Origin of the sequence: Limosilactobacillus sp., from assembly GCF_040772465.1 — a bacterium.
Lineage (GTDB): Bacteria > Bacillota > Bacilli > Lactobacillales > Lactobacillaceae > Limosilactobacillus.
Map to the genome: position 1 here is coordinate 1 of NZ_JAXGYB010000008.1, position 26,507 is coordinate 26,507.

Here is a 26,507-nt window from a genome sequence, read left to right on the forward strand (position 1 = left end):
TTTTTCTGTCCACTAATATGTTCAACTTAAATTTTACAATCTACCACTTAAAAAGAATAATTTTTGTCATATACGTCGAGTATACAACTCTCCTGCGAATTTTCGATATTCTAACCGAATTAGCATAAATTCAATATTATTTTTGTTAACTCAATCCTTAGTACCAAACTGACCGATTCGTACATACCACAAACGCTACCATATCAAGGCTCACCTCTACTTCCACTACCCTAATCGACACGACCTGCCAAACTGGACCTTCGTCTACTCGACTATCGAAATAGGACATAGAACACTCGACCCGCCAGCTTCAAATAGAAAAAGTGTACTAATTCCAATAGTTCAGAAGGGAAAAAGTACACTTTCAATCATCTATAAATGCCATTATAACGCGGTTTGTCGGCTATTTTTCTGTGCGTTCAAGGACAGTAACACTCTCAACATGCGTCGTCTGCGGGAACATATCGACGGGCTGGATCGGTTTGGCAACGTGGTAACCTTCAACCTGCCAACGCTGAATATCCCGAACCAGAGTGGCTGGATTGCAAGACACGTAAACGACCTTCTGTGGGGCCATCTTGCCGGCTGCCTCAATCAGGCTGGCATCCAAACCTTTACGTGGCGGGTCGACAATCAGTACGTCGGGCTTGAGACCCTTCTGCTGCCACTTGGCCATCTGGTCTTCAGCTTTGGCCGTCACAAAGTGAGCATTGTGAATTCCGTTAGCCTTCGCGTTGTGCTTAGCATCGTTAACCGCCTCGGCAACTACTTCGACACCCTCGACCTGCTTAGCGTGTTTTGCCACCGCCAGTGAAATCGTTCCGATTCCACAGTAGGCGTCAATCACCGTCTGACTACCGTCTAAGTCAGCTGCTTCAATGGCTTTAGAATATAGTTTTTCAGTCTGTTGCGGGTTGACTTGGTAGAATGATCGCGGCGAAATCGTGAAGTTGATTCCCAACAACTGGTCATGAATGACCGGATCGCCCCACAATGTGTGGTCAGTACTACCCAGTAGACGATTGGTGCGCGCCCCATTGATATTTTGCACAAGACTTTTCAATTCCGGCACACCAGCAACAATCCCTTTGACGATCTCATCCTTCATTGGCAAATGCTTGGTACGGGTTACTAAAACGACCATCATTTCATGGCTATAGTAGCCACGGCGAACCATCACTGTCCGAATGACACCTTTGCCGGTTTGCTCATCGTATGGTTGAACGTGGAACTTGCGCAGTAAGCCCCGCACAACAATGATCGCTTGGTCCAGCTTAGGGTCTTGGATGTAGTAGTCTTCAATTGGTACCAAGTGGTGACTGCCTCGCCGGTAAAAACCGGTTTCCAGTTGACCCTTCACCATCTTGACCGGTACCTGCGCCTTGTTGCGGTAGTGGTATGGCTTGTCCATCCCCAGCGTCGGTAACACTTCGATGTTCAAATGAGCCTTGGCCACCAATTCAGCGATCTGATGCTGCTTAAACTTTAACTGCGCCGGGTACGACAAGTGACCCAGTGGTGCAATGCCCGTTTGTAAGAGTCGCTTGTCTTTTAATGACACCCGGTCCGGGCTTTTAGTCTGCCAGTCGACAACCCGGCCCCAGGCAAAATTACGTTGGGTCTTGGTGACGACATAAGAAATCTCTTCACCCGACAAAGCATTGGGAATAAAGATCGGGTAGTGGTCGACTTTGACAACCCCATTGCCCTGGTAGGTCAGGTCGACGACTTTTCCAGTTAATTGTTGATTTTTGTGTACTGGCAAATTTAATTTAGCCATTATCTTCTCTCCTAAAGAAAGAACGGTCGCGACGAAATCCCTTCGCTACGACCGTCTTTTAAATTATTTGTCCTCTTTTGGCAATTCTTTGACACCACGTACGAAGTCGTCTTCGGCACGTTTCATGTCTGGCGACAAGTCCGTAAAGGCGTCATCAGGAATTGCGTCGACATTGGCAATGACGTTAAGGTGTTGTTTCATATCATGGAATTTCATCGGGGCATCCCCACCGTATTCACCATCGAGGTTGATCATCAGCCGATCTTCCTTGTTCAGTGGCGTAATTTCAACGTCCTTAGCCTTAGTGTAGATAATCCGCGGATCACCACGGTGCGTTCCGCGCAACGCTTTTGCCATCAGCTGTAACATACCCGTCAAGGAGCTCTCCTTCACGACAATCATGGTAAAATTGCCGTCGTCCAGAGCGGCATCAGGAACAATCTGTTCAAAGCCACCGACAGAATTAGTAAGAGCCAGGAAAATCGTGGAAACCTTGCCGGTGTATTCTTGGTCATCATATTTAATATGGGCTTGAACCGGCTTGATCTTTGGCAGCAGCTCTGCACCCTTTTCCAGGTAGGCAAGATAGCCAAAGAGTGATTTCATGTCTGAGGGAACATCGTAAGTTAATTCCGTCAGCGTCCCCCCGGCAGCGATGTTCATGAAGTAGTTGTCACCAGCTTGGCCGATGTCGATCTTGAATTGCTTATTTTTGTGTAGAATTAACCGAGCAGCCGCGATCGGATCGTCACGCGGAATCCGTAGGGCACGAGCATAATCGTTCGTCGTTCCCGCCGGGATAATGGCCATCGTTGGTCGGTGCTTCAGCGGTGCAATCCCGTTAACCACTTCGTTCAGCGTTCCGTCACCACCAGCAGCCACGATCAGGTCAAAGCCTTCCTCGGCAGCCCGCCGTGCTTCATTCTTAGCAGAATTGGGTGCCGCCGTTGTGGCGAAGGCACTAGTTTCGTAGCCGGCTTGTTCGTAAATTGGCAAAATGTCAACTAAGTGCTGACGCATCGTTTCCCGACCGGAAGTTGGATTATAAATGATTCGTGCTCGTTTTCGCATTGTTATCCTCCACTTTCGCTAGCACAGTTGCTTAGCGAGCATTCAAAGACTTCATCAAAAGCTTGTTAGCAACACCTGGGTTGGCCTTCCCGCGGGTAGCCTTCATAACTTGCCCCATCAGGAAGCCGACGGCCCGCTTCTTACCATTCTTGTAGTCATCAATTGACTGCTGGTTGTTATCCAGAATATCGTCAACGATCGGTTGCAGTTTAGCCGGGTCAGACAGCTGAATCAGGCCATGAGCCTTGGCGTATTCGGCAGGATCTTCACCATCCAAGATGCCCTTGAAGACCTTCTTGGCCATCTTAGTAGAAATGGTGCCATCCTGAATCAACTTCAGCATCCCTGCCAGGTTAGCTGGGGTCAGCTTAGTGTCAGGCAAGTCGATGTGGTTGTCGTTCAGGTAGGAGTTAACGTCGTTCATCAGGTAGTTAGCAACCCGCTTCGGATCCCCGCCGTCCTTGACAGTTTCGTCAAAGAAGTCGGACATTTCCTTCGTTTGGGTCAGAACCTTGGCATCGTAGTCGGATAAGCCAAGCTTGTTGACGTAACGATCACGACGAACACCTGGCATTTCAGGCATCTCTGAATCAACTTCCTTAACCCAGTCGTCGCTGACGGTTAGGGTTGGCAAGTCTGGTTCTGGGAAGTAACGGTAGTCATCGCTACCTTCCTTGCTCCGCATTGAAGCCGTTTCACCAGTAGCTTCGACGAAACGACGGGTTTCCTGGGCAATCTGACCGCCACTCATCAAGACGCGTTGGTGACGCTTGATTTCGTATTCAAGAGTCCGCTTAACGAAGTTGAAGGAGTTCAGGTTCTTGATTTCTGAACGAACACCGAGCTGGTCGCTGCCGTATGGACGCACGGAAATGTTAACGTCACAACGCATTGACCCTTCTTCCATCTTCACGTCAGAAATCCCGGTAAATTGGATCCGTTGACGCAGTGCTTCCAGGTAAGCAACGGCTTCTTCAGGAGAAGACATTTCCGGCTTAGAAACGATTTCAATCAGAGGGGTTCCTTGACGGTTGAGGTCGACGTATGAAAAGCCGTTCGGACTGTGCGTGTTCTTCCCGGCATCTTCTTCAATGTGGAGTTCTTCAATGCCGACCTTTTTCTTCTTACCGTCGACTTCAATTTCAATCCAGCCATCATAGCCAATTGGCGTATCCTTCTGGGTGATTTGGTAAGCCTTCGGGTTGTCTGGGTAGAAGTAGTTTTTCCGGTCAAAGTGCATGTGATGACGAACGTGACCGTGAAGAGCCAGCGTAGCCATAATCCCATCACGAACTACTCCCTTGTTCAGGGTTGGTAAAGTCCCAGGATAACCCCAGTCGATAACGTTGATGTTGGTGTTGGCTTGATCACCGTATTCAACGGCAGCTGGACTGTAGATCTTGGAATTAGTCTTTAATTCAACGTGGACTTCAAGCCCAATCGTAGTTTCAAAATTCATCTTAGTTCTGACCTCCTAACTGCGGGTGTTGCTTGTGGAAGTCGGTTGTCTGTTCGAAGACATAACCTGCCTTGTAAACCGTCTTTTCATCGAACATCTTCCCGATGATCTGCAGACCAACTGGCAGGCCGTCGCTGAAGCCAGCAGGAACAGACATTGCCGGAACACCAGCCATGTTAACCGGCACGGTCAAAATATCGTTCATGTACATCTTACGTGGGTCTTCAGTTTCGGAACCGATCTTGAATGCCGGGTGGGCACCAGTTGGGCCGATGATTAAGTCATAGTTCTTGAAGACGTTGATGAAGTCATTAGTCATCAGGCGACGAATCTTAGCGGCTTGCAGGAAGTAAGCGTCGTAAGAACCAGCAGAAAGTGAGAAGGTGCCTAACATAATCCGGCGCTTAACTTCAGCCCCAAAGCCTTCAGAACGTGACTTAACGTAAACGTCATCCAGGTTCTTAACGTCCTTAGCACGGAAGCCGTAACGAATCCCATCGTAACGCTGGAGGTTAGATGATGCTTCGGATGGTGCCAAGATGTAATAAGCAGGGACACCATACTTGGTGTTTGGCATAGAAACTTCATCAACCGTTGCACCGAGTGATTCGAAGTGTTCGATGGCATTTTTGATCACTTGGCGAACGCCTTCGTCGATGTCGTCACTCATGTATTCCTTTGGCACGGCGATCTTGAGGCCCTTGACGCTGGCGCTGTCGTTTAATTCAACGGCAAAGTCAGGTACTTCACGGTCAGAAGTGGTCATATCGTGCTTGTCCTGACCACAGATCATGCTCATCAGCGTGGCGTTGTCCTTGACGTTCTGGGTCAACCAACCAACTTGGTCAAAACTAGAAGCAAAGGCAATGATCCCCCAACGGGAAACCCGGCCGTAAGTTGGCTTCATGCCGACAATGCCGTTGAATGAGGCAGGCATCCGGATAGAACCACCGGTATCAGTACCTAAAGCACCCAGGACTTCACCAGCAGCAACTGAAGCAGCAGAACCACCCGAAGAACCACCAGGTACACGGGTGAGATCCCATGGGTTGCTGGTCGTCTGGAAGGCGGAGTTTTCGGTTGAAGAACCCATCGCAAATTCATCGAGGTTCGTCTTACCGACGTCGATGAAGTGATGTTTCTTCAGCTTTTCAATAACCGTGGCGTCATAAACTGGGTTGAAGTTTTCCAAAATCTTGGAAGCAGCCGTCGTGGTGAGTCCCTTAGTCAAGATGTTGTCCTTAACTGCCAGTGGCATGCCGGCAATAAGGTCATCAACGGGAACGCCCTTTTCGTCTAAGGCAGCGGCGTCCTTCAAAGCCTCGTCTTCATTAAGACGCAGGTAAGCCTTCAGATCTTTTTCGTGGGCCTTGATATTTTTGAAGGTCTCCTTGGTCAGCTCGGTGACGCTGATCTTCTTATTAACCAGGTCGTGGTGAACCTGGGTCAGGTTAGTGTCGTAGAAGTTCATTATTCGCCGTCCTCGCTTTCGTCGATGATCGCTGGAACCTTGATCAGACCGTTTTCGGTATCAGGTGCGTTATCCAAAATAGCCTGACGTTCGTCTTTGCTGATATGCTCGGCCTTGTCGTCACGTAAGACCGTATCCATATCAGATGGACTAATCATTGGTTCAACGTCTTTTACATCCTTGGACTGTAATTCAGAGAACATGTCCATAATGTTACCTAGCTGTCCAGTAATGGTGGACAACTCTTTTTTATCAAACTCAAGTTTGGCAAGTGATGCAACGTGTTCAACCGCTTGCTCATCGAGTTGGTTTGCCATTGTAGAACCCTCTTCCGTTTTAATTACGTATGCTTTAATATTTTAACACAGAACTGGAGACCGTTAAAAGCAATAGAAAGAGGTTGGCAAAGTGATTTTACCAACCTCAATCATTTTAATAGGATGTTAAGACATGCGTCTGGAACTTGCTGGAACCAGAGTTTCTGAAGACCAGTGCCTGCATCTCCGAGTCAGCCTGGATCCGAATATCAATCGGAATCCCGTGTGGCAGGTAACGGTTAGCAGCCTGGGCAATGTACTGTGAGAAGCTTTGAATTTCAGTTTCACTGTAGAACTGCGTCGTAACGGTAATGTGCATCCCTGCCAAGTTACCGTTTTGGTACTTAGCCTGGGCCGTCACACCACTGATGTTCGGGAAGAAGCTCTGAACTTGACTCTTGAAGTTCGAGAAGTTGTCACTGTCGCTTTCGTCAGCACTGTTAGTTGAGTTCGTTGAACTAGACTTCGGCATCACAGTCGTCTTTTCATTGATGGTGTGCCAGGTCCCAATGCTGTTGCCACTAGCCCGGGTGTATTCGAAGAAGTTGCCACCGACCAAACTGTCATTTGGCGCCTGCTTGTACAAAGCAATGACAATCGGAATGTTCTTGCATCCCTTCTTTTGCCGCATCCGTTTCAATACCTTGGCCGCCGCAATTTCACCTTCGCGTTTTACATCAGCATTACTAATGTTTTTCGAGTATTGTGGACCGTCAGTCTTTTTCTTGTAGTAATAAACAGAGTTCACACCGATCCCGATGGTCATCCCACGCAGAGACAATGAATTACCGTTTTGCTTCATGTAATCCTGTTCTTCAATTTGCTGGATATACGTAGGGTTAGGGTTAGAGGATGACCCCCTGGCCGGGTTCAAACCACTTGGGTTACTGGAAGTTTTCCGTTCAAGCCAGTGTTCAGTTGTCGAACTATTAAGCTTTTGTCCTTCTTGGAAGATGTAACTCTTAGTAGAAAAGACCCGCTTAGAGACATCGAGCAAACCACTCTCGAAGCTCTTCAAGTTATACTGGTTGTCATTCTGGCTGGCATTGACACCACGTGACTTGCTGACCTTGTAATGGCCATGCTCAATCACACCTTGGTAATTACGACCGCTGTTGCCAGTCGTGGTGTAACTACTACTACTGCTACTCTTGTGATGGAAACCACACGCACTTAAGCTCACGGTACAAGCCAGTGCGGCCACCGCAAGTGCAATCTTTTTCCATTTCACGATTTACTGTTCCTCCTCTATTTCCCGGGAAAACTTTTCTTCATCCCAGATTGTTATGCCGAGATTTTGGGCCTTAGTGAGCTTACTACCGGCTTTATCACCCGCAATCAGCAGGTCCGTCTTTTTTGAAACACTGCCAGTAACCTTGGCACCATGGGATGTTAACCAGTCCGTTGCCTGGTGACGGGTCATCTTAGATAAAGTACCAGTTAGTACTACCCGACGACCATTCCACGGGCTATCTGCTTGGGCGGCAGTCACTTCTTCAGGACTCTGCCCCAGATAATCCATGTTCACACCGACCTGTTTGAACTTGTTGATCAGCTCTTCCACTTCACTATTAGCAAAGTAAGTGGCAACACTATCACCGATCGTCGGGCCAATGTTATTCACTGCCGAAATTTCTTCTGCACTGGCCGCCATCAATTGATCCATTGAACCAAAATGCTCAGCCAGTAATTGAGCAGCTTTTGCGCCAACGTGGCGGATACCAAGTCCAAACAATAAGCGTTCTACAGAATTATGACGACTATTATCAATCGATGTCAATAAGTTTGTGGCTGATTTGTCCCCAAATTTATCTAAAGTTAATAATTGGTCACGAGTCAGTTGGTATAAATCCGCAAAATCATGAATTAGGTGCTTGCTCCACAGTTGATTGACGATCTTCGGCCCTAAACCGTCGATGTTCATCGCATTTCGGGATGCAAAGTGGGCTAAGCCTTCCTTGATCTGGGCGGGGCACATCGGATTGATACAACGAAGGGCAACTTCCCCGTCGAGGTGGACTAGGTCGGAACCGCAAACGGGGCACTTGTCAGGAATGACGTAGGGTTGACTATCGGCCGGTCGCTTATCCTTATCTACCCGGGAAATTTCGGGGATAATATCGCCAGCTTTATGAAGGTAGACGGTGTCGCCAATGCGGATGTCCTTATCTTGAAGGTAATCAGGATTATGCAGCGAAGCACGGCTGACCGTCGTTCCGGCTAATTGAACCGGATCCATCACTGCCGTTGGCGTCACATTGCCCGTCCGGCCAACCGTCCACTCAATGTCGTGAACGACCGTGGCCTGTTCTTCTGGCGGGAACTTGTATGCAATTTCCCACCTTGGCACTTTAACGGTCGCTCCCAAAGCATCCTGGGTAGCCAGGTCGTTGACCTTTTCAACGATACCGTCAATCCCGTATGGCAATTGGTCACGTTTAGCCGTATATTCCTGGATGTATTGCTGGATATCGGCTTTACTGTGCACCACCCGGTTAGTCGGGTTAACAACAAATCCTAAGTCGCGCATCCGTTGCAGGGACTCCGCCTGCGTTGTGACGCCCAACTTACGCCATTCAGGCACGTAATACATAAAAGTGGCTAGCTGACGACGTCCAGTGATGCGCGGATCCAGCTGACGCAGGCTCCCCGCCGCCGCATTGCGGGGATTAGCAAAGATGGTCTCGCCATTTTCTTCACGCTTGGCGTTCAGCTTGGCAAAAGCCTCTTTCGGCATATAACATTCACCACGAAATTCCAAAGACAATGGCTCCGGTAGCGTCTGGGGAACGTCTTTAATCAATTTGACATTGCGGGTAACGTCTTCACCAATTTCACCGTTCCCCCGGGTCGAGGCCTGAACTAATTTTCCGTTTTCGTAAACCACCGAGAGTGACAGTCCGTCGATCTTTAGTTCCAAGTTGTACTCGGGATCATTGGCATCCATCTCGTCATTATCCTGCTGCCGTTTGTTAAAATCCATCAGTTCATCGACTGAAAAGACATCACCCATCGATAGCATCGGAATCTCATGATTCACTTTGGGCAAGGAACCACTAGTCTGACCACCGACTCGCTGCGTCGGAGAATCAGGAGTAACCAAAGATGGAAAACGTTGTTCCATTTGAACCAGACGCTGGTACGCCCGGTCGTAAACAAAGTCTTCGACACTCGGGTTATCCTGTTCGTAGTATTCCCGTCCCCACTTGGCAATCTGCTGCCGAAGTGGCGTAATTTCCTTTTTGGCCTCTGCTAAAGTCAACTGATCGACTGCTTTTGGTTCTGCCATCGCTATGCCTCCTGTTTATTCGTTGACTTTTTGAATTGGTGCAAATTCTGCTAGCAACTTTTTGACACCTTGCTGTGGAAAGGCGATATCGAGCTCCATGTTCTTCCCACTGCCGGCAACCGCAACAACCGTTCCTTGACCCCACTTCTTGTGGGATACCTTGTCGCCTGTCTTCCATGTGACTTTTTCAGCACCATTACTGCCAGCTGCTTTAGCAACCGTGTGTTGACTATGGTGGTTGCCAGTTTGCCGACGCGCTTGACGTTCACGATAAGTCGTCGCGGTAGCGGCTTGTTTGTCAAATGGTGTCCGCATAAAGTCGGCTTGCTGTTTAACCCCATTTTCAAAGTCTAGTAAGGAATCATCGATTTCTTCCACAAAGCGTGACGGCTGATTACGTTGCACACGACCATAGAGCATCCGACTGTAAGCATTAGTCAGGTACAACTTCTTCTTGGCACGGGTAATCCCGACATATGCCAGTCGCCGTTCTTCTTCCAATTGGTCTTCTTCCATCAGGGCACGAGAAAGCGGGAAAATACCTTCTTCCATTCCAATCATGAAGACAATCGGGAATTCCAAACCCTTGGCCGCGTGGATGGTCATCAAAGTGACAGCGGGATCATTTTCCTCAACATCATCTTGGTCAGACACCAGAGCTAATTGAGCCAAGAAATCGGTCAGCTTGGTCATCCCCCGACCTTCTTCATCATTCAGAACATCTTCATCATCATTTTCGTGCTGATTGTCGTATTCCTGGGTAACGGAAAGGAATTCGTCCAGGTTTTCCCGCCGCGTTTGGTTTTCCAGGTTATCATTATCCTTCAGTGCTTTGTTATAGCCACTGCGTTCGAGAACTTGTTTAGTCAGATCCGTCACGGATAGGTAATCAGCTTGTTTTTGCAAGTCGGTGATCAACTGGGCAAAAGATCCTAGATGCCGTTTAGCAGCTGCGCTAACGTTGTTGGCAGTATCTACATTAATGGCAGCCTGGAGCATTGAATAGTTATTATCATTAGCAAATTCCCGGAGATGGTCAATGGTCTTCAGGCCAATACCACGTTTGGGTTCGTTGACAACCCGCTGGAAGCTCATCGAATCAGCAGGGTTCACGATCAGGGTCAGGTAGGCTAAGACATCGCGAATTTCTTTCCGGTCATAGAACTTGTGGCCACCGACCATTTGGTAGGGAACGCTTGATTTCAGAAAAGTATCTTCGATCGCACGCGACTGGGCGTTAGTCCGGTACAAAATGGCAAAGTCTTGGTAATGTAAATCATGATCGTGCATCTGCTGGCGGATTTGGGCAACTACGTATTGGGCTTCATCATGTTCGTTTTGTGCCCGGTAATAGGTGATCTTTTCACCCTTGCCATTGTCAGTCCACAGATTTTTCTTCTTCCGGTCAACGTTGTTAACGATCACCTCGTTAGCCGCATCCAAAATTGTCTGCGTAGAACGGTAGTTTTGCTCTAGCAAAACCACGTGCGCGTCTTTATAATCCTTTTCGAAGTTGCGAATGTTTTGGATATTAGCACCCCGCCAACCGTAAATTGATTGGTCAGCATCCCCCACTACACAAAGGTTATGGTGTGGCGTATCAGCCAGCATGTGAACTAACTGATACTGGGCATCGTTGGTGTCTTGGTATTCGTCAACATGGATATACTGGAATTTACGTTGGTAAAAGTCTAGGGTATCCGGATCCTGCTCGAACAGCTGGATTGTCTTCATGATCAAGTCATCGAAGTCGAGGGCCTGGTTAGCTTCCAGTTGGTGCTGGTAATTGGAATAGACTTTGCTAATCATTTCCTTCTTGAGGCCAGTTGCGTGCGCTGCGTAATCCCGTGGTGTCTCCATGGCGTTCTTCGCATTAGAGATGGCACTCAGAATGCTACGCGGGTCGAAGCGTTTGGTATCAATGTTGAGTTCAGCACAAATCTGTTTGACCAGTGTTCGCTGCTCTCCTGCATCGGCAATGGTAAAGGCACGGTTATAACCCAACTTATCGATATCACGCCGTAAAATTCTGACACAAAGGGCGTGGAAAGTTGAAACCCAAATATCACGGGCGTTTTCACCCAGCAGTTTACCTACCCGCTCACGCATTTCAGTAGCGGCTTTGTTGGTAAAGGTGATCGCCAAAATATTCCAGGGGTTAACTTCCTTTTCTTCAATTAAGTAAGCAACCCGGTGCGTCAAAACACGAGTCTTTCCTGAACCAGCACCAGCCAAGACAAGTAGCGGTCCCTCAGTGGTTTTAACGGCTTCTACTTGTTTATCATTTAGTCCTTTGAGTAAATCTGCACTACTCACGGTCAATTCTCCTTTTTTATTCAGTCAGCCCTGATTATAACAAATTAATATGCTTTCCCAACATGAAAAATCTTTTGTCTTAGCAAGCAGTAACAGGGAGCGTGATGGAAGTTCAATGCAGCTTCCAAACCACGCCCCCTGCTAGTCTATTTCATTTTAAATTAGTGTTGATCTTCATCTGATGATGGCTGATCAGTTGGCTTATCATTTTGTGGCGAACCATCTGGTACATCAATCCGTGGATCACCCGTCAGGGTTTCGCCACCATTTTCAGTCGGCAACTCCTTGCTCCATACTTCGGTATCGTCTGCTTGGTTTTGAAGTGCTTTAACACTATCCATCCCCGTGATCCAGACAAAGCCGAGAAGAGCAGTTGGATGGTTTTTCACGTCCATCATAAAACGGTACTGCCAGTTGTCTTTCAGTAGCCACTGGCGATGAATGGCGTCTTCCTGGGCTTTACGCACTACCATCATCAAGGCCGGTTGTAAGTGATTGATTTGGTGCATCGGCATCCCGACAACTGTCCGCAACAATTGATCATATTGGCTGACATTTGCCGTCTTATCAAAGACGTTGGCAATGGCTGATAAACCTGGCTGTAATCCTTTGACGTAGAGGTTGCCAGTATCAGTAACGTAGAAATTGACGCTAAAAACACCGCGGTACTGCAGTGCTGAAGCCACACTGTGCATGATCCGCTGCATTTCTTTCAGCATGTCATCGTCCACATCAGCCGGTGTCTTGACCTCAATTAACTTGCGCTGGTCATCCAGCACGAGCTCTGCTAGTGGATAGGTAATGACTTTATCACCATCAGTAGCAGCCACCATCGTGTACTCATTGGTGTGGTCGATCCAAGATTCCAACAAGTAGGTGCCGGCATCGATGAAGTCGGCTGCCCGTGAAATATCAGTCTGCCGGTTAATCCGCATCGAACGTTCACCTAATCCGCGTTGGATAGGTTTCAACAATGCCGGATAACCGATGGAATCGATCGACTGGTAAACATCATCTAGGCTAATGACGGTAACGTACGGCGCAACGTTGACGTTGATCTGATCCAGAAAAGCACGTTCCATCAACCGGTCCTGGACGATTTCTAGGGCGTTAACGCCTTGGGGAACGTTGGTGAACTTAGATAGGTACTTTAAAACAATGGCATCGACCTGGGTAGTAGCGTAGATCACAGCATCGACGTTTTCACCAAATTCGTGCAGCTTAGCCTTTTCCCGGTAATTAGCGACGATGGTAAAGTCAGCCTGGTGAGTTACCGAGGGCATCGGCCGGTCGACATAAACGCCGACGTTATAACCGGCTTGTTTACATGCCGAGATTAAAGCAGACCCATTAAAATCAATTCCGATTAATCCTAAAGTTGCACCTGGATAAATTGGTTTTTCCACAGACATTATGCTTTCTCCTCCTCAAAGCTTACTTTACCATCTGCTAACGATTTCACCTTTGCTAGTGATTCAACACGCACCCCAGCCTTGCGTAAATTATGACCACCGGGTTGGAAGCTCTTTTCAATGACAATTCCCGCACCAACAACTTGAACGCCAGCCTGCTTAGCGATTTCCATCATCCCGCTGACCGCCTGACCATTAGCCAGAAAATCATCGACCAATAAGATTTTATCATCTGACTGTACAAAACGCTTGGCAATCGAAATATGATTAGTGACACGTTTCGTGTACGAATAAACATCAGCCGTATAGAGATCATCAGTCAAAGTTAAGCTCTTGTGCTTCCGCGCAAAAATCATTGGAACGCCGAGTGCTAAAGCAGTCATCAGTGCGGGGGCAATCCCAGATGATTCTACCGTCCAAACACGCGTAACACCGGAGTCTTTGAAACGTCGCGCTAATTCTTCGCCACAATGCTGCATCAGCACCGGATTAACTTGATGGTTCAGAAAGCTATCGACTTTTAAGACGTTACCTGGTAAAACCTTGCCTGATTTTTTGATGAGATCAACTAATTCACGCATGATAAGCCTCCTATTGATCATACTTATTCAGCTGGTAAGTTTGAATAACACTGATGAGTTTGCTGGCATAATCCGGGTCAGTCGCGTAGCCAGCTTGCTGGAGCGCCCTGGCCGCTGTTCGGTAGTCAGTGGCATTGGTAACTGCCGAATAGTTATTGGCATTGCTATCCGTTCCGTTGACCATCAATTGCGTATGGTCACGAATGGAAGCATCCCATGAAGGATATACTTTAAAACGATCAGTAATAACGATCCATTTGCCATTGACATATTCTTTAGTAGACAATTCCTGGGAATTCGGTCCTGACCCTTTAATACCAAACAGATTATGGTAATTGGCAGCTAACTTGCTGCTCCCCCAATCTGACTCTAAGATGGCCTGGGCAATTGTGATCGAAGCTAATACGTGGTAACGATTTTGCATAGCCTGAGCTTCTGGCGCAATTTCTTTAATGAATAATTGTCGGGAATTATCTCGCTTTTCAATGATCTGCTGTTCTTGATAATGTTGGTAAATCTGGTGACCAATATAAACCACCAAAAATAGTAAGACCGCCATCAAGAGAACAACCAGCCATTTACGACCACGATTCGTGTTTTTACGCACGCGCTTTTTTCTCTTTCTCGACTTTGCCACCAATTGCCTCCATAAATATCTGTCAAAAAGAAAGTTTTACTATATTATTTTAACTCAACATGACGGTAGCAAACAATCCACAGAATTGTAAATTTGGTAAAATAAAACAGGCTGTGGAATTACCCACAACCTGTTTGTTTTAATTGTTGGTTGGCAAAATCTTGCCAGCAATTCAAAAGCTTTAATCCGGCAAAAAGATTAACGCTTACTGAATTGACGAGCCTTACGAGCCTTCCGCAGACCTGGCTTCTTACGTTCCTTCATACGAGGGTCACGAGTCAGAAGGCCAGCCTTCTTCAGGGCGTCACGGAAGTCAGGGTCAGCTGCGAGCAATGCACGAGCAATGCCGTGACGAGTTGCACCAGCTTGGCCAGCAAAGCCACCCCCATTGACGTTAACCAGTACGTCATACTGGCCATCAGTCTTGGTAACATCAAATGGTTGGTTAACGATTGCACGAAGGTTGGCAAATGGAATGTAGTCTTCGATTGCCTTACCATTCATCGTAATCTTGCCAGAGCCTGGTACCAAACGTACCCGAGCAGTTGAATCCTTACGACGGCCAGTGCCGCTGTATTGTACTTGTTGAGCCATATTTTCCCCTCCTCGTTAGATTAATTTCGTGATGTCAAGCTTTTCAGGCTTTTGTGCTGCGTTGTCGTGTTCTGCACCGGCGTAAACGTGCAACTTCATGCCCATCTTACGGCCCAGTGGAGTATGTGGCAGCATGCCCTTCACAGCCATTTCAACCATCTTTGTTGGTTGCTTAGCCAAGAATTCAGCAGCAGTCCGTTCGTGGAAGCCACCTGGTTGGTTTGGCGTGTGACGGTAGTACTTCTTACCAGTCAGCTTGTTACCAGTTAATTTAACTTCAGCAGCGTTGATGATGATGACAAAGTCACCAGTGTCAACGTGAGGGGTGTAGGTTGGCTTGTTCTTGCCACGAAGAATCTTGGCAACAGCAGCTGCCAGACGACCGAGGGAAACACCCTTGGCATCAACAACGTACCATTTGCGGTCAACTTCACCTGGTTTTGCCATGTATGTCGTTCTCACGATTAGTTCCTCCAATTTTTGTCTTCTTTAACAACCAAATAAGGTTCCGGGGCTTATCAGTGGTCAAAGAATACCAATCACTAGTTTACCCACTTTTTGCCGTGACGTCAACATTTATTCACCATAATCGACGTCAACTAAGTATAATCCGCTAGCCGGTGCCGTCATCCTTGCTTGGTTACGGTCCTTGGCAGCAAGGACACGGGGAACGTCATCTACCGGGCGTTGCTTACTGCCAATTTCGAGCAGCAAGGCCACCATAATGCGCACTTGGTTGTAAAGGAAACCATTCCCGACAAACTCAAAAACCACTTCGTTATTAGCTGAATCGCGCTTCACTGTAGCCTCGTAAATTGTACGAATATTACTATGTGCTTGACTTCCTGAAGCTACAAAACTGGTGAAATCATGTTCACCTACCAAATCCTGAGCTGCCTGTTGCATAAGTTGCACATCGACTGGGTACTTAAAATGCGCTGTGTAGTTGCGCTTAAAGGGATTGACAAATTCGCCGAGATCAACCCGGTAACGGTAACGCTTGCGGTGGGCAGAAAAGCGGGCATGAAAGTCATGGCTGACGGGTTCCGCTTTTTTTATCAGAATGTCCAGTGGCAATAGGCTGTTTAAAGCACGTTGCATCTGTAAACCAGTCAGTTTATATGGAAGGTCAAAGTGGGCCACTTGGTTGAGGGCGTGCACCCCCGCATCAGTCCGGCCAGAGCCGATCACGGGGATAGCTGGGTCAGGATGCTTAGCAATTTTATTAACCGCATCTTTCAGTGTTTGCTCCACCGTTCGCTTATGTGGTTGAATTTGGAAACCAGAAAAATTGGTTCCATCGTACGCAAATGTGATCTTATAGCGATACACAGTGCTTTCTCCCTTCCGTGTTATGAAAACTCTATTCTAATAATTGCAAGGACAACAGTGCTGATTAACATACACAGTGCAGCAATACTATCTCGCCGGTGCCACTGTAAAACCCGGTACTTAGTGCGCTTGCCATCTGGGTCATAACCCCTTGCATCCATCGCCGTTGCTAAATCCTCAGCCCGCTTAAATGATGAAACAAAAAGCGGAATCAAAACTGGAACTAACCGTTTAGCCCGGTTCAAAACATTGCCACTATCGAAGTTAGCTCCCCGAGCACGTTGGGCATTCATAATTTGTTGCACTTCATTGACGATCGTCGGAATAAAGCGTAGCGCAATCGATAGCATCAGGGCAATAGAATTAACAGGCACATGCAGGAACTTCAGCGGTTGCATGATAGATTCCACCGCGTCTGCCAATTGCAACGGTGGTGTCGTCACCGTCAATACCGTCGAACTGATAATGATCAATACAAAACGGGCAAAAATTAGCCCACACTGGTGAATACCACCACTAGTGATCGCCATCCATCCCCAGTGCCAGTACACATGTCCACCTGAACTGAAAAGAATTTGAACGGCAATCGTAAAAATAATAATCCACAGCATCGGTTTGATCCCCCGCCAATATGAGACAAGGGGAACGCGTGTCATTAAAATGAGGCCGACTAAAAAGACCGCCATCCACAGATTAGTCCACAAATTATTGGCAAAAAAGACCAGGATGACATACCAAAAACAAATCATCAGTTTCGCACGCGGATCAAGACGGTGGATCGGTGAATCAATTGGAACGTAAGACCCGAAAACTACGCTATTTTTCATCCTTGTCCCTCCCCATAATCGTCACTAATTCATCTGCCAAAGCTTTGGTCGACATGGGGATCGGATCAGGTAAATGGATTCCCTTTGCCTGCAATTGTTGAGCCATGGCCACACTTTCTGGCATCATCAGGTGGTTAGCTCGTAATAATTCGGGTTGTTCAAATAGCTGGCGTGGGGACCCAAACATCTTCAATTGGCCATGATTCATTACCATGACGTGATCCACATACTGTGCAACCAATTCCATCTGGTGAGTCACCATTAAGATTGTGTGATGATGATGGTGCAATTCCTGAATTAACTGCATAAGCTCCTGTTGACCAGCAGGATCCAGACCAGCGGTGGGCTCATCCAGAATTAAGGTCTGGGGATTCATAGCTAACACCCCAGCAATGGCCACCCGCCGCATTTGACCACCTGACAAGTCAAATGGCGATCTAGAATAGAACTTTTCAGGAAAATGAACCTGTTGCAAAGCTTTAACTGCATTCGCCTTAGCCTGTGATTCCGTTTGACCCAAATTACGGGGGCCAAACATAACATCATCCAAGACCGTTTCAGCAAATAGCTGATTCTCTGGGAATTGAAAAACAAAGCCAATATTTTGGCGAAACTGATTCATTTCTTTTTTATTAGCGCCGGCTTTAAGTTGCTGGTGGCCATTATTAATCGTTCCCGACGTCGGTGATAGCAAGCCATCAAGCAGCTGCATCAAAGTCGATTTGCCGCTACCCGTATGGCCGATGATGGCAGTCCAAGAACCATCAGGGAGAGTCACTGAAATATCGCGAAGGGCATCAACAGCGAACGGCGTTCCGGCTTGGTAGGTAAAGCTTATTTTGGAAAACTTAATTGCTGGCACAGCCAATCCACCATCCTTTTGCTAGTATCGATATTATTTGGAACTTCCACTCCCTGATCTACCAGTTGATCTTTAAGACGATAGACGAAGGGAGCCTCTAGGTGACAACGCGAAAGCATATCCGTTTGAGATAGGATTTGATTGGTAGGACCCTGAGCAACCAATTGTCCGTCATTAATCACAACTGCTCGGTCAGCCAAAGACGCTTCATATGGATCATGCGTGATTGCTAAAATTGTTAATTTTTGTTGCTTTTGGAGCTTGATCAAGAGCTGGTCAATTTGGCGGCGTCCTTCCGGATCTAACATACTGGTAGCTTCATCCAAAATCACAATTTCCGGACGCATCGCTAAGACTCCGGCTAAGGCCACCCGTTGTTTCTGTCCGCCAGAGAGGTTAGCCGGTTGTTCATCAATAAAGTCTGACATTCCAACCGCTCTTAATGCCTTACTAACCCTTGTTTGCATTTCCGTGCGAGGCACCTGCCGGTTTTCTAGCCCAAACGCAACATCTTCACCGACCGTTGTTCCAACAAATTGATTGTCAGGATTTTGAAAAACAAAGCCAATTTTCGGACGAATGCGTGATAAATTACTTTGGTTTAGAGGCAAACCATCGATAACTATCGATCCCTTTTGGAGAACGAGAAGACCATCAATCAAGCGGGCAATCGTACTTTTCCCACTGCCATTATGGCCGATCAACGCAGTCCAGTGGCCACGCGGCACATCAAAGCTAATGTCTTTGACAGCAGGCTCGTTACTCGTGGAGTATTGAAAAGTCATGTCTCTTACAGAAATCAGTGCATCCATGAATGGTCTTCCCTTCTTTGCCCTAAATTATACGCGAAAATCAAGAAATTTGAGTACAAAAAAACCACTTACAACCAGGGCGCGCGATAAAATCGCATTCGAGCTAGACTAGGGAAATCCCACCATCATAGCGCTCTATACCACAGATTGCAGTGATTCTTTATTACGTATTAAGTTGAATAACTAATTAGTCAACTAATGAAAGTTGAACCATTGGTGCACCGTCACCGCGACGAGGCATTACCTTGTACATACGAGTGTAGCCACCGTTACGGTCTTTGTACTTAGGACCAATTTCATCAAACAACTTCTGCAGAGCAGTTTGTACAGTTACGTTGTCGCCATCTTCCTTAACGTCAGCAACAGTGTCGCGTACAATCTTTGCAGCCTGACGACGAGCAGCCAAGTCACCCTTCTTAGCAAGAGTAACCATCTTGTCCATTGTCTTACGAACTTCCTTGGCACGGGCAACAGTGGTGTTGATAGAACCATGCAAAATCAGTTCAGTTGTCAGATCACGTAATAAAGCCTTACGTTGAGAACTGGTGCGTTGCAATTTACGATAACTCATGGATATGTTCCCTCCCTTTTTTCGTTATGATTAATCACCTTGACGGAATGAAACGCCGAGGTCAGCTAACTTCAATTTGATTTCTTCAAGTGACTTCTGACCAAGGTTCCGAACCTTCACCATGTCGCTTTCGGTCCGTTCAGTGAGATCCTTAACCGTTTCGATACCAGCACGCTTCAAGCAGTTGTATGAACGAACAGACAGGTCAAGCTCTTCAATCGTCTTGTCGAGCATCTTTTCCTTGTGAGTCTCTTCCTTTTCAACCATCACTTGAGCATTTTGTGCTTCTTCGGTTAAGTTGACAAACATAGATAGGTGTTCAGTCAAGATCTTAGCAGCCAAGCTAACAGCCTCAGTTGGCGTTAATGAACCGTCAGTCCAAATATCAAGCGTCAGTTTGTCATAGTCGTTGCGTTGACCAACACGGGTATTTTCAACCGTGTAGTTGACACGTTCAATTGGGGTGTAGATGGAATCAATCGGCAGTACGCCAATTGCCAGCCCATCCATCCGGGCTTTGTTGTCGGCAGCAGAAATGTAACCACGGCCCTTGTCAGCAGTCATCTGAATGTGTAATTCAGCACCGTCAGCAACGGTTGCGATATGCAAGTCGGGGTTCATAACAGTGACGTCACCATCGCCTTGGATATCACCAGCCGTGACATTAGCAGGCCCCTTGACATCAAGTTCAAGGTTCTTGTCATCATCACTATCAATCTTCAGAGAAACTTTCTTAAGATTAAGGATGATTTGGGTCACATCTTCGGTAACACCATCAACGGTGCTAAATTCGTGCAGCACCCCATCAATTTGAATACTGGTAATGGCTGCGCCGGGCATTGAAGCCAGCATTACCCGCCGTAAGGAGTTGCCAAGCGTCGTTCCGTAGCCACGTTCCAGTGGCTCAACTACAAATTTACCGTAGTTGCCGGTCTCCTCAACTTTTTGAATGTTTGGTTTTTCAAATTCGATCATTCTACCGTTTTACCCCTTTCAAAACGCGGTACGTATTATCCAATGCAACTTTCGGCTGAAAACGTCCTTCCGCCGATATTGCAGATTAAACACGACGACGCTTTGGCGGACGAGAACCGTTATGAGGAACAGGAGTTACATCACGGATAGCCGTAACTTCAAGACCAGTTGCTTGAAGAGCACGGATGGCTGATTCACGACCAGAACCTGGGCCCTTAACTTCAACTTCAACGGTCTTCATACCGTGTTCCATTGCTTGCTTAGCAGCAGCTTCTGAGCACATCTGAGCAGCAAAAGGAGTAGACTTACGTGAACCCTTGAAGCCCAGTACACCAGCAGAAGACCAAGCAACAGCGTTACCCTGAACATCAGTGATCATAACCAGGGTGTTGTTAAACGTTGAGTGAATGTGAGCAACACCAGTTTCAACGTTCTTCTTTGCACGACGCTTACGCGTAGTTTTTTTGGTTGCCATAAAACTAACTTACCTCCTTTATTTTTAGATTACTTCTTAGCGTTCGAGATCTTCTTGCCGGCGATGGCAACAGCCTTGCCCTTACGAGTCCGTGCGTTGTTCTTAGTATGTTGACCACGAACAGGCAGACCACGACGGTGACGCATGCCACGGTATGAACCGATATCCTGAAGACGCTTGATGTTTGAAGAGATTTCACGACGGAGGTCACCTTCAACTTCAAGTTGATCAACCTGAACACGAATCTTATCTTCCTGGTCAGGAGTGAGATCCTTAACACGAACATCTTCTGAAACACCGGCAGCCTTCAAAACGTTCTTAGCAGTGGTGTTACCAATGCCGAAGATGTAAGTTAAACCGATGACAATGCGCTTGTCATTAGGTAAATCGACACCTGCGATACGAGCCATTTATTTCACCTCCAAATATAAGATAAACTACTTGCCCTGACGTTGCTTATGCTTTGGGTTAGCTGGGCAAATAACCATAACCTTGCCGTGACGCTTAACAATCCGGCAATGTTCACACATGCGTTTGACTGATGGTCTTACTTTCATTGCAAATCCTCCAAAATATAAATCCTATGCTTATTTGAAGCGGAAAGTAATCCGGCCCTTGGTCAGATCATACGGAGACATTTCCAACCTTACACGGTCACCAGGCAAAATCTTGATGTAGTGCATCCGGATCTTGCCGGAAACGTGGGCCAGAACCTGTGCGCCGTTTTCCAGTTCAACTTTAAACATTGCATTAGGTAAAGTATCAATAACCTTACCCTCAACTTCAATTACATCCGCTTTTGCCACGAAATGGTTCCTCCTTGCCTTTGTCTGACTACGTTAAAAGCGGTGGAAAGTGCATAACTTTCCACTGCTAGCTAGACAAAACCTTTGAAATGATACCATATAAATATCATTTACGCAAGCATCCCACTAAAGACTAGTAAGAACCTGACGTACATCTGCATAAACCTTATCGATATCTTGTTCACCGTTAATGTTGTGAAGAACACCCTGCTTCTTGTAGAAGTCAACCAGTGGCGTGTTCAACTTAATATTAACGTCCAAACGGTTCTTTACAGTTTCAGGCTTGTCATCATCGCGTTGGTAAAATTCATGACCGCCACAGTTATCACAAGTACCTTCAACTTTAGGTTTCTTGTAAAGCTTGTTGTAAGTAGCCCCACAGTTCTTGCAAATGAAGCGGGCACTTAAGCGACCAACCAGTACATCTGGCGTAACGTGAATGTTGATAACTGCATCCAACTTACGGCCACTTTCGGAAAGCATTTCATTTAATGCCTTAGCCTGAGCTAGGTTACGTGGAAAACCGTCGAGCATAAAGCCGTCTTTAACGTCGTCTTTACTCAGACGTTCCTTAACAATACCGTTAGTAACTTCATCTGGGACCAAGTTACCAGCGTCAATGTAAGACTTAGCTTTCTTACCCATTTCCGTTTGGTTTTTAATAGCTGCGCGGAAAATATCACCAGTGGAAATATGAGGAATATGGAATTCCTTAATAATCCGTTCAGCTTGTGTCCCCTTGCCTGCACCAGGCAGACCCATTAAGACGAGATTCATCGAACTCATTTTCGATTCCTCCTATTATTCATATGCTTCCGGACTCTGGTCTTTATGAATGAAACCAATGTATTCACGTTTCATTGTCAAACCGTTAATTTGACGATCAACATCCAAAGCAATTTGAACGATGATCAACAAACTGGTACCACCTAAACCGATGGACTGACTAAGATTCCATACCATGCTGGCAATCAAAGGAATCAAAGAAATCAAACCAAGGAAAAGTGAACCCACAGTACTGAGTCGCATTAACAGAGATGAAACGTAACTCTGGGTACCCTTGCCTGGCCAAATACCAGTAATGTAACTGCCTTGCTTCTGCAAGTTTTCAGCCAACTTTTCAGGGTTAACTTGAACAAAGGCGTAGAAGAAGGTAAAGACAACAATCAAGAAGGTATAAAGTGCAACCCCAGGTCCTGACTGCATGTTAAAAATCGTGGTTAATACTTGATACCAAGTATCACTGCCATGTGACTGTTGGAAAGCCATTAAAATCGTTTGCGGCGTTGAAATAAATGAACCAGCGAAAATAACTGGAATAACACCTGAAACGTTAATCTTTAATGGTAAGTATGAACTAGACGGTGCTGTAGTTGTCCGACGTGTGTATTGAATACGAAGACGGCGTTCAGCTTGCTGGAAATAAGTAACAAACTGGACAATGAGCAGTAAGGCGATGATGACAATGGCAACAAAACCAATGCCCAACCATAACTGCTGACCACTTTCGCCAGTAATTTGGTCATTCCACATTTGACGCAAGCCGGTTGGAATCTGAGCCACAATCCCGGCGAAGATCAACATAGAAACACCATTACCGACACCGCGTTCCGTAATCATGTCACCAAGCCAAGTAGCAAACATCGTGCCGGCAGTTAAAATCAAACCGATCGTTAAGTAAGTCATTACGTTAGGGTTATTAACTAACTTAATGCTACTTAAGGCATTAAAACCCGCCGTAATACCGATTGATTGAATAAAGCCAAGAACAATGGTTAGCCAACGAGTGGCCTGGTTTAATTTTTGCCGTCCAACTTCACCCTGTTTACTCCACTCCACAAATTTTGGAACGATGTCCATTTGCAACAATTGAACAACAATTTGTGCAGTGATATAGGGCGAGACACCCATGGCAAAAAGCGAATAGTTTTCCAATCCCCCACCACTGAAGGTGTTAAGGATAGAAGCCAAACCGGTATTGGAGATCTGTTCCAAAGCAGCAGCATTGATGCCAGGAACAGTAATCCATGCCCCAATCCGATAAACAAATAACACAAAGAGGGTAAAGAGGATCTTGTTACGGATTTCCTTCACCCTAAATGCATTTTTGATGGATGTGAACAATTACATCACCTCAGTTTTGCCGCCGGCAGCTTCAATTGCTGAAACTGCAGATGCAGAAAACTTGTTGGCCTTAACAGTGAGCTTCTTAGTCAGCTTGCCGCTGCCCAGAACTTTAACGCCGCTCTTGAGGTTCTTAACGATACCCTTGTCTACCAAAACAGCTGGAGTTACTTCAGCACCATCGTCAAACTGGTTCAATGCAGCCAAGTTAATGATTGCATATTCCTTGCGGTTGATGTTACTGAAACCACGTTTTGGCATTTGACGGTACAGTGGCATCTGGCCACCTTCAAAGCCCAGACGAGTCTTACCATGAGCCTTTTGACCCTTGGTACCACGACCAGAAGTAAAACCATGACCAGATGAAAGGCCACGACCCTTACGCAACTTCTTGAAACGTGAACCAGCGGCTGGTTTCAATTCATTTAACTTCATTATGTAGGCACCTCCTTTTTGACTGGTCTAATTACTTAACTTCTTCAACGGAAAGCAAGTGGGCAACCTTAAAAATAGCGCCCCGGGTAGATGCGTTATCAGGCAAGATAGCGGAACTACCAATGCGACCCAGGCCCAGTGCCTTAACGATGGCACGTTGACGAGGTTCACGGTGGGCAACGCTATGAACTAAAGTAACTTTAACTTGAGCCATACTTCGTGTCCTCCTTATTCTGCTAAGTGGTCAGCTGAAACGCCACGGATAGCAGCAACTTCGTCAGCACTCTTCAGTTGCTTCAGGCCATCAAACGTTGCGCGAACAACGTTAACTGGTGTGTTAGATCCAAGACGCTTTGCAGTAACGTCGTCAATACCAGCCAGTTCCATAACGTTACGGACGGCGCCACCAGCGGTGACCCCAGAACCTTCAACGGCTGGCTTTAACATGATCTTGCCACCACCCCAGTGACCGATTACTTCGTGCGGAATAGTAGTACCGACGATTGGAACAGCAATCAGGTTCTTCTGGGCAGCTGCAGAAGCCTTGCGAATAGCTTCTGGAACTTCTTGAGCTTTACCAGTACCGAAGCCAACGTGACCGTGCTTGTCGCCAACGACAACCAGGGCTGCAAAACGCAGACGACGACCACCCTTAACAACCTTAGTAATCCGGTTGATAGAAACGACTTCGTCTTCAAGGTCCAGCTTGGACGGATCAATGTATGATGATGATGCCATTACGGGTTATTCCTCCTTTTGTTAGAATTTAAGTCCGTTTTCACGAGCAGCGTTTGCAAGAGCTTCAACACGCCCATGGTAGAGGTAGCCACCACGGTCGAATACGACGTTGGTAATCTTAGCAGCTGCGGCATGCTTGGCGATCAATTCACCAACACTGGCTGCTTGTTCAGTCTTAGTCTTACCACTTACTTCGCTGTCTTTAGTTGAGGCACTTGCGAGCGTCACACCCTTTACGTCATCAATTAATTGAGCGTAAATGTTTTTGTTTGAACGGTAAACACTTAAGCGTGGGCGCTCCGCAGTACCAGAGATCTTGCCGCGAACGCGTGCATGACGACGTTGACGGACTTTGTTCTTGTCTGGTTTCAGAATCACAACAGTCACCTCTTATTAATAAATAGATTATTTTTTCAACGCTGGTTAGTAGATTACTTACCAGTCTTACCTTCCTTACGGATGATGTGTTCGTTCATGTAACGAATACCCTTGCCCTTGTAAGGTTCAGGAGCACGAACGGCACGAACTTCAGCAGCGAAGTCACCAACGTGTTGCTTGTCGCAACCACTAATGATGATGTCACCCTTTTCAACCTTAACGTCAAGGTCGTCAGGCTGCTGCATTTCAACAGGGTGTGAGAAACCTACTGAGAGAACCAGGGTCTTGCCCTTCATCTGAGCACGGTAACCAACACCAACCAGTTGTAAGGTCTTACTGTAACCCTTAGTTACACCTTCAACCATGTTGTTAACGTTGGCACGGGTAGTACCGTGGATCATCTTCAGTTGGTTGTCATCACTGTCGCCACGGTCAAACTTAACCGTGTTGTCATCAACCGTCATCTTAATCAGTGGGGAAATTTCCCGTGACAGCGTACCCTTTGGGCCCTTAACTGTCACAACGTTGCCAGATTGTGAAACCTGAACGTCTTTAGGAAGCTTAATTTCCTTGTAACCAATACGACTCATCTGCGCACCTCCTATCTTCGTTTATTTATTACCAAACGTAGGCGATAACTTCGCCGCCGATGTTCTTTGCACGTGCGACCTTGTCAGTAACAACTCCCTGAGAAGTTGAAATAATGGCAATGCCGAGTCCGTTCAGAACCTTCGGAACAGCGTCAGCCTTAACGTATGTACGAAGACCAGGCTTTGAGATCCGCTTGAGTCCGGAAATAACCCGTTCACCGTTCTTACCATACTTCAGGAATACGCGAATGATGCCTTGCTTGTCGTCATCAACGTATTCAACGTCGCTGACGAAACCTTCAGCCTTGAGGGTTTCGGCGATGTCGCGTTTCATCTTTGATGCAGGTGCTTCAACTGAGGCGTGGTGTGCCATGTTGGCGTTACGAATACGCGTCAGAAAGTCTGCAATTGGATCACTCATTGACATCGATGTTTTTCCTCCTTTGTCGGTGATTTGTTTACCAGCTAGCCTTCTTCATGCCAGGAATCTCACCCTTGTGGGCCAGCTCACGTAAGCAAAGACGGCATAAGTGGAATTTACGGTAAACTGAGTGCGGACGTCCACAGCGTTCACAACGGGTGTATTCCCGTACCTTAAACTTAGCAGGCCGCTTACTCTTAGCAATTAATGATTTTTTAGCCAATGTTTGTGGAA

The 26,507-nt window shown here is 46.8% G+C and carries 32 protein-coding genes; all 32 read right to left on the reverse strand.

The features are described from left to right. Window positions 1-403 precede the first annotated feature (403 nt). The 32 genes from rlmD to AB3114_RS07820 all read right to left on the reverse strand — a co-directional run bounded on the left by rlmD (window position 404) and on the right by AB3114_RS07820 (window position 26,496). Window positions 404-1,780, reverse strand: a complete 1,377-nt coding sequence (rlmD, locus tag AB3114_RS07665; protein WP_367342669.1) for a 23S rRNA (uracil(1939)-C(5))-methyltransferase RlmD — start codon at window positions 1,778-1,780, stop codon at window positions 404-406. A gap of 63 nt (window positions 1,781-1,843) precedes the next feature. Beyond that, window positions 1,844-2,851, reverse strand: a complete 1,008-nt coding sequence (locus AB3114_RS07670) for a diacylglycerol kinase (RefSeq protein WP_367342670.1) — start codon at window positions 2,849-2,851, stop codon at window positions 1,844-1,846. A 31-nt stretch (window positions 2,852-2,882) separates the two neighbouring features. Next, window positions 2,883-4,310 (reverse strand): Asp-tRNA(Asn)/Glu-tRNA(Gln) amidotransferase subunit GatB, encoded by a 1,428-nt coding sequence (gene gatB / locus AB3114_RS07675; RefSeq protein ID WP_367342671.1) that lies wholly within the window; start codon window positions 4,308-4,310, stop codon window positions 2,883-2,885. A 1-nt stretch (window position 4,311) separates the two neighbouring features. Further along, a complete protein-coding gene (gene gatA, locus AB3114_RS07680) occupies window positions 4,312-5,781 on the reverse strand; it encodes an Asp-tRNA(Asn)/Glu-tRNA(Gln) amidotransferase subunit GatA (RefSeq protein ID WP_367342672.1) in 1,470 nt (489 codons plus the stop codon). Further along, on the reverse strand, window positions 5,781-6,098 hold the full coding sequence (gene gatC / locus AB3114_RS07685) for an Asp-tRNA(Asn)/Glu-tRNA(Gln) amidotransferase subunit GatC (protein WP_367342673.1): 318 nt from the start codon (window positions 6,096-6,098) through the stop codon (window positions 5,781-5,783). Before gatC ends, gatA begins: the two co-directional genes overlap by 1 nt. Window positions 6,099-6,213: 115 nt before the next feature. Next, entirely contained in the window at window positions 6,214-7,329 is a 1,116-nt protein-coding gene (locus AB3114_RS07690) for a CamS family sex pheromone protein (protein WP_367342674.1), read from the reverse strand. A 3-nt stretch (window positions 7,330-7,332) separates the two neighbouring features. Next, the gene (ligA, locus tag AB3114_RS07695; protein WP_367342675.1) at window positions 7,333-9,387 is read right to left on the reverse strand and encodes an NAD-dependent DNA ligase LigA; all 2,055 of its coding nucleotides are present in this window, start codon (window positions 9,385-9,387) and stop codon (window positions 7,333-7,335) included. A gap of 15 nt (window positions 9,388-9,402) precedes the next feature. Further along, window positions 9,403-11,703, reverse strand: a complete 2,301-nt coding sequence (gene pcrA / locus AB3114_RS07700) for a DNA helicase PcrA (protein WP_367342676.1) — start codon at window positions 11,701-11,703, stop codon at window positions 9,403-9,405. Between the two features lie 161 nt (window positions 11,704-11,864). Then, the gene (locus AB3114_RS07705; protein ID WP_367342677.1) at window positions 11,865-13,115 is read right to left on the reverse strand and encodes an ATP-grasp domain-containing protein; all 1,251 of its coding nucleotides are present in this window, start codon (window positions 13,113-13,115) and stop codon (window positions 11,865-11,867) included. Beyond that, on the reverse strand, window positions 13,115-13,696 hold the full coding sequence (locus AB3114_RS07710) for a xanthine phosphoribosyltransferase (RefSeq protein ID WP_367342678.1): 582 nt from the start codon (window positions 13,694-13,696) through the stop codon (window positions 13,115-13,117). Before AB3114_RS07710 ends, AB3114_RS07705 begins: the two co-directional genes overlap by 1 nt. A 10-nt stretch (window positions 13,697-13,706) precedes the next feature. Further along, on the reverse strand, window positions 13,707-14,333 hold the full coding sequence (locus AB3114_RS07715) for a glycoside hydrolase family 73 protein (protein WP_367342679.1): 627 nt from the start codon (window positions 14,331-14,333) through the stop codon (window positions 13,707-13,709). A gap of 198 nt (window positions 14,334-14,531) precedes the next feature. After that, on the reverse strand, window positions 14,532-14,927 hold the full coding sequence (gene rpsI, locus AB3114_RS07720; RefSeq protein ID WP_367342680.1) for a 30S ribosomal protein S9: 396 nt from the start codon (window positions 14,925-14,927) through the stop codon (window positions 14,532-14,534). Between the two features lie 15 nt (window positions 14,928-14,942). Next, window positions 14,943-15,389 carry a 50S ribosomal protein L13 gene (gene rplM / locus AB3114_RS07725; protein ID WP_367342681.1) on the reverse strand — a complete coding sequence of 149 codons (447 nt, stop codon included), beginning with the start codon at window positions 15,387-15,389 and terminating at the stop codon, window positions 14,943-14,945. A gap of 114 nt (window positions 15,390-15,503) precedes the next feature. Continuing rightward, the gene (gene truA / locus AB3114_RS07730) at window positions 15,504-16,259 is read right to left on the reverse strand and encodes a tRNA pseudouridine(38-40) synthase TruA (protein WP_367342682.1); all 756 of its coding nucleotides are present in this window, start codon (window positions 16,257-16,259) and stop codon (window positions 15,504-15,506) included. 20 nt (window positions 16,260-16,279) lie between these two features. Then, on the reverse strand, window positions 16,280-17,086 hold the full coding sequence (locus AB3114_RS07735) for an energy-coupling factor transporter transmembrane protein EcfT (RefSeq protein WP_367342683.1): 807 nt from the start codon (window positions 17,084-17,086) through the stop codon (window positions 16,280-16,282). Beyond that, complete coding sequence (locus AB3114_RS07740; RefSeq protein WP_367342684.1) at window positions 17,076-17,948, reverse strand: energy-coupling factor transporter ATPase; 873 nt, start codon at window positions 17,946-17,948, stop codon at window positions 17,076-17,078. The genes AB3114_RS07735 and AB3114_RS07740 overlap by 11 nt, the downstream gene beginning before the upstream one ends. Beyond that, window positions 17,921-18,760, reverse strand: coding sequence for an energy-coupling factor transporter ATPase (locus AB3114_RS07745; protein ID WP_367342685.1), 840 nt, complete (start codon window positions 18,758-18,760; stop codon window positions 17,921-17,923). Before AB3114_RS07745 ends, AB3114_RS07740 begins: the two co-directional genes overlap by 28 nt. 187 nt (window positions 18,761-18,947) lie before the next feature. Continuing rightward, entirely contained in the window at window positions 18,948-19,331 is a 384-nt protein-coding gene (rplQ, locus tag AB3114_RS07750; RefSeq protein ID WP_367342686.1) for a 50S ribosomal protein L17, read from the reverse strand. Window positions 19,332-19,361: 30 nt separating this feature from the next. Next, complete coding sequence (locus AB3114_RS07755) at window positions 19,362-20,306, reverse strand: DNA-directed RNA polymerase subunit alpha (protein ID WP_367342687.1); 945 nt, start codon at window positions 20,304-20,306, stop codon at window positions 19,362-19,364. Between the two features lie 85 nt (window positions 20,307-20,391). Further along, complete coding sequence (gene rpsK, locus AB3114_RS07760) at window positions 20,392-20,781, reverse strand: 30S ribosomal protein S11 (RefSeq protein ID WP_283583156.1); 390 nt, start codon at window positions 20,779-20,781, stop codon at window positions 20,392-20,394. Window positions 20,782-20,810: 29 nt separating this feature from the next. Then, the gene (rpsM, locus tag AB3114_RS07765; protein ID WP_367342688.1) at window positions 20,811-21,191 is read right to left on the reverse strand and encodes a 30S ribosomal protein S13; all 381 of its coding nucleotides are present in this window, start codon (window positions 21,189-21,191) and stop codon (window positions 20,811-20,813) included. Between the two features lie 27 nt (window positions 21,192-21,218). Further along, window positions 21,219-21,338, reverse strand: coding sequence for a 50S ribosomal protein L36 (rpmJ, locus tag AB3114_RS07770; protein ID WP_283583158.1), 120 nt, complete (start codon window positions 21,336-21,338; stop codon window positions 21,219-21,221). Window positions 21,339-21,368: 30 nt separating this feature from the next. Next, window positions 21,369-21,587: a translation initiation factor IF-1 gene (gene infA, locus AB3114_RS07775; RefSeq protein WP_367342689.1), complete on the reverse strand. Its 219-nt coding sequence runs from the start codon at window positions 21,585-21,587 to the stop codon at window positions 21,369-21,371. A gap of 126 nt (window positions 21,588-21,713) precedes the next feature. Beyond that, window positions 21,714-22,364 (reverse strand): adenylate kinase, encoded by a 651-nt coding sequence (locus AB3114_RS07780; RefSeq protein ID WP_367342736.1) that lies wholly within the window; start codon window positions 22,362-22,364, stop codon window positions 21,714-21,716. Window positions 22,365-22,388: 24 nt separating this feature from the next. After that, window positions 22,389-23,711, reverse strand: coding sequence for a preprotein translocase subunit SecY (gene secY / locus AB3114_RS07785; protein WP_367342690.1), 1,323 nt, complete (start codon window positions 23,709-23,711; stop codon window positions 22,389-22,391). Next, window positions 23,712-24,146, reverse strand: coding sequence for a 50S ribosomal protein L15 (rplO, locus tag AB3114_RS07790; RefSeq protein WP_367342691.1), 435 nt, complete (start codon window positions 24,144-24,146; stop codon window positions 23,712-23,714). It abuts the gene before it with no gap. 31 nt (window positions 24,147-24,177) lie between these two features. Next, on the reverse strand, window positions 24,178-24,360 hold the full coding sequence (gene rpmD / locus AB3114_RS07795; protein ID WP_367342692.1) for a 50S ribosomal protein L30: 183 nt from the start codon (window positions 24,358-24,360) through the stop codon (window positions 24,178-24,180). A 14-nt stretch (window positions 24,361-24,374) separates the two neighbouring features. Next, complete coding sequence (gene rpsE, locus AB3114_RS07800; protein WP_283583163.1) at window positions 24,375-24,884, reverse strand: 30S ribosomal protein S5; 510 nt, start codon at window positions 24,882-24,884, stop codon at window positions 24,375-24,377. A gap of 21 nt (window positions 24,885-24,905) precedes the next feature. Next, window positions 24,906-25,271, reverse strand: coding sequence for a 50S ribosomal protein L18 (rplR, locus tag AB3114_RS07805; RefSeq protein WP_367342693.1), 366 nt, complete (start codon window positions 25,269-25,271; stop codon window positions 24,906-24,908). 44 nt (window positions 25,272-25,315) lie between these two features. Next, complete coding sequence (rplF, locus tag AB3114_RS07810; protein WP_367342694.1) at window positions 25,316-25,852, reverse strand: 50S ribosomal protein L6; 537 nt, start codon at window positions 25,850-25,852, stop codon at window positions 25,316-25,318. Window positions 25,853-25,880: 28 nt separating this feature from the next. Then, the gene (gene rpsH / locus AB3114_RS07815; protein ID WP_283583166.1) at window positions 25,881-26,279 is read right to left on the reverse strand and encodes a 30S ribosomal protein S8; all 399 of its coding nucleotides are present in this window, start codon (window positions 26,277-26,279) and stop codon (window positions 25,881-25,883) included. 31 nt (window positions 26,280-26,310) lie between these two features. Further along, on the reverse strand, window positions 26,311-26,496 hold the full coding sequence (locus AB3114_RS07820) for a type Z 30S ribosomal protein S14 (RefSeq protein WP_283583167.1): 186 nt from the start codon (window positions 26,494-26,496) through the stop codon (window positions 26,311-26,313). Window positions 26,497-26,507 lie beyond the last annotated feature (11 nt).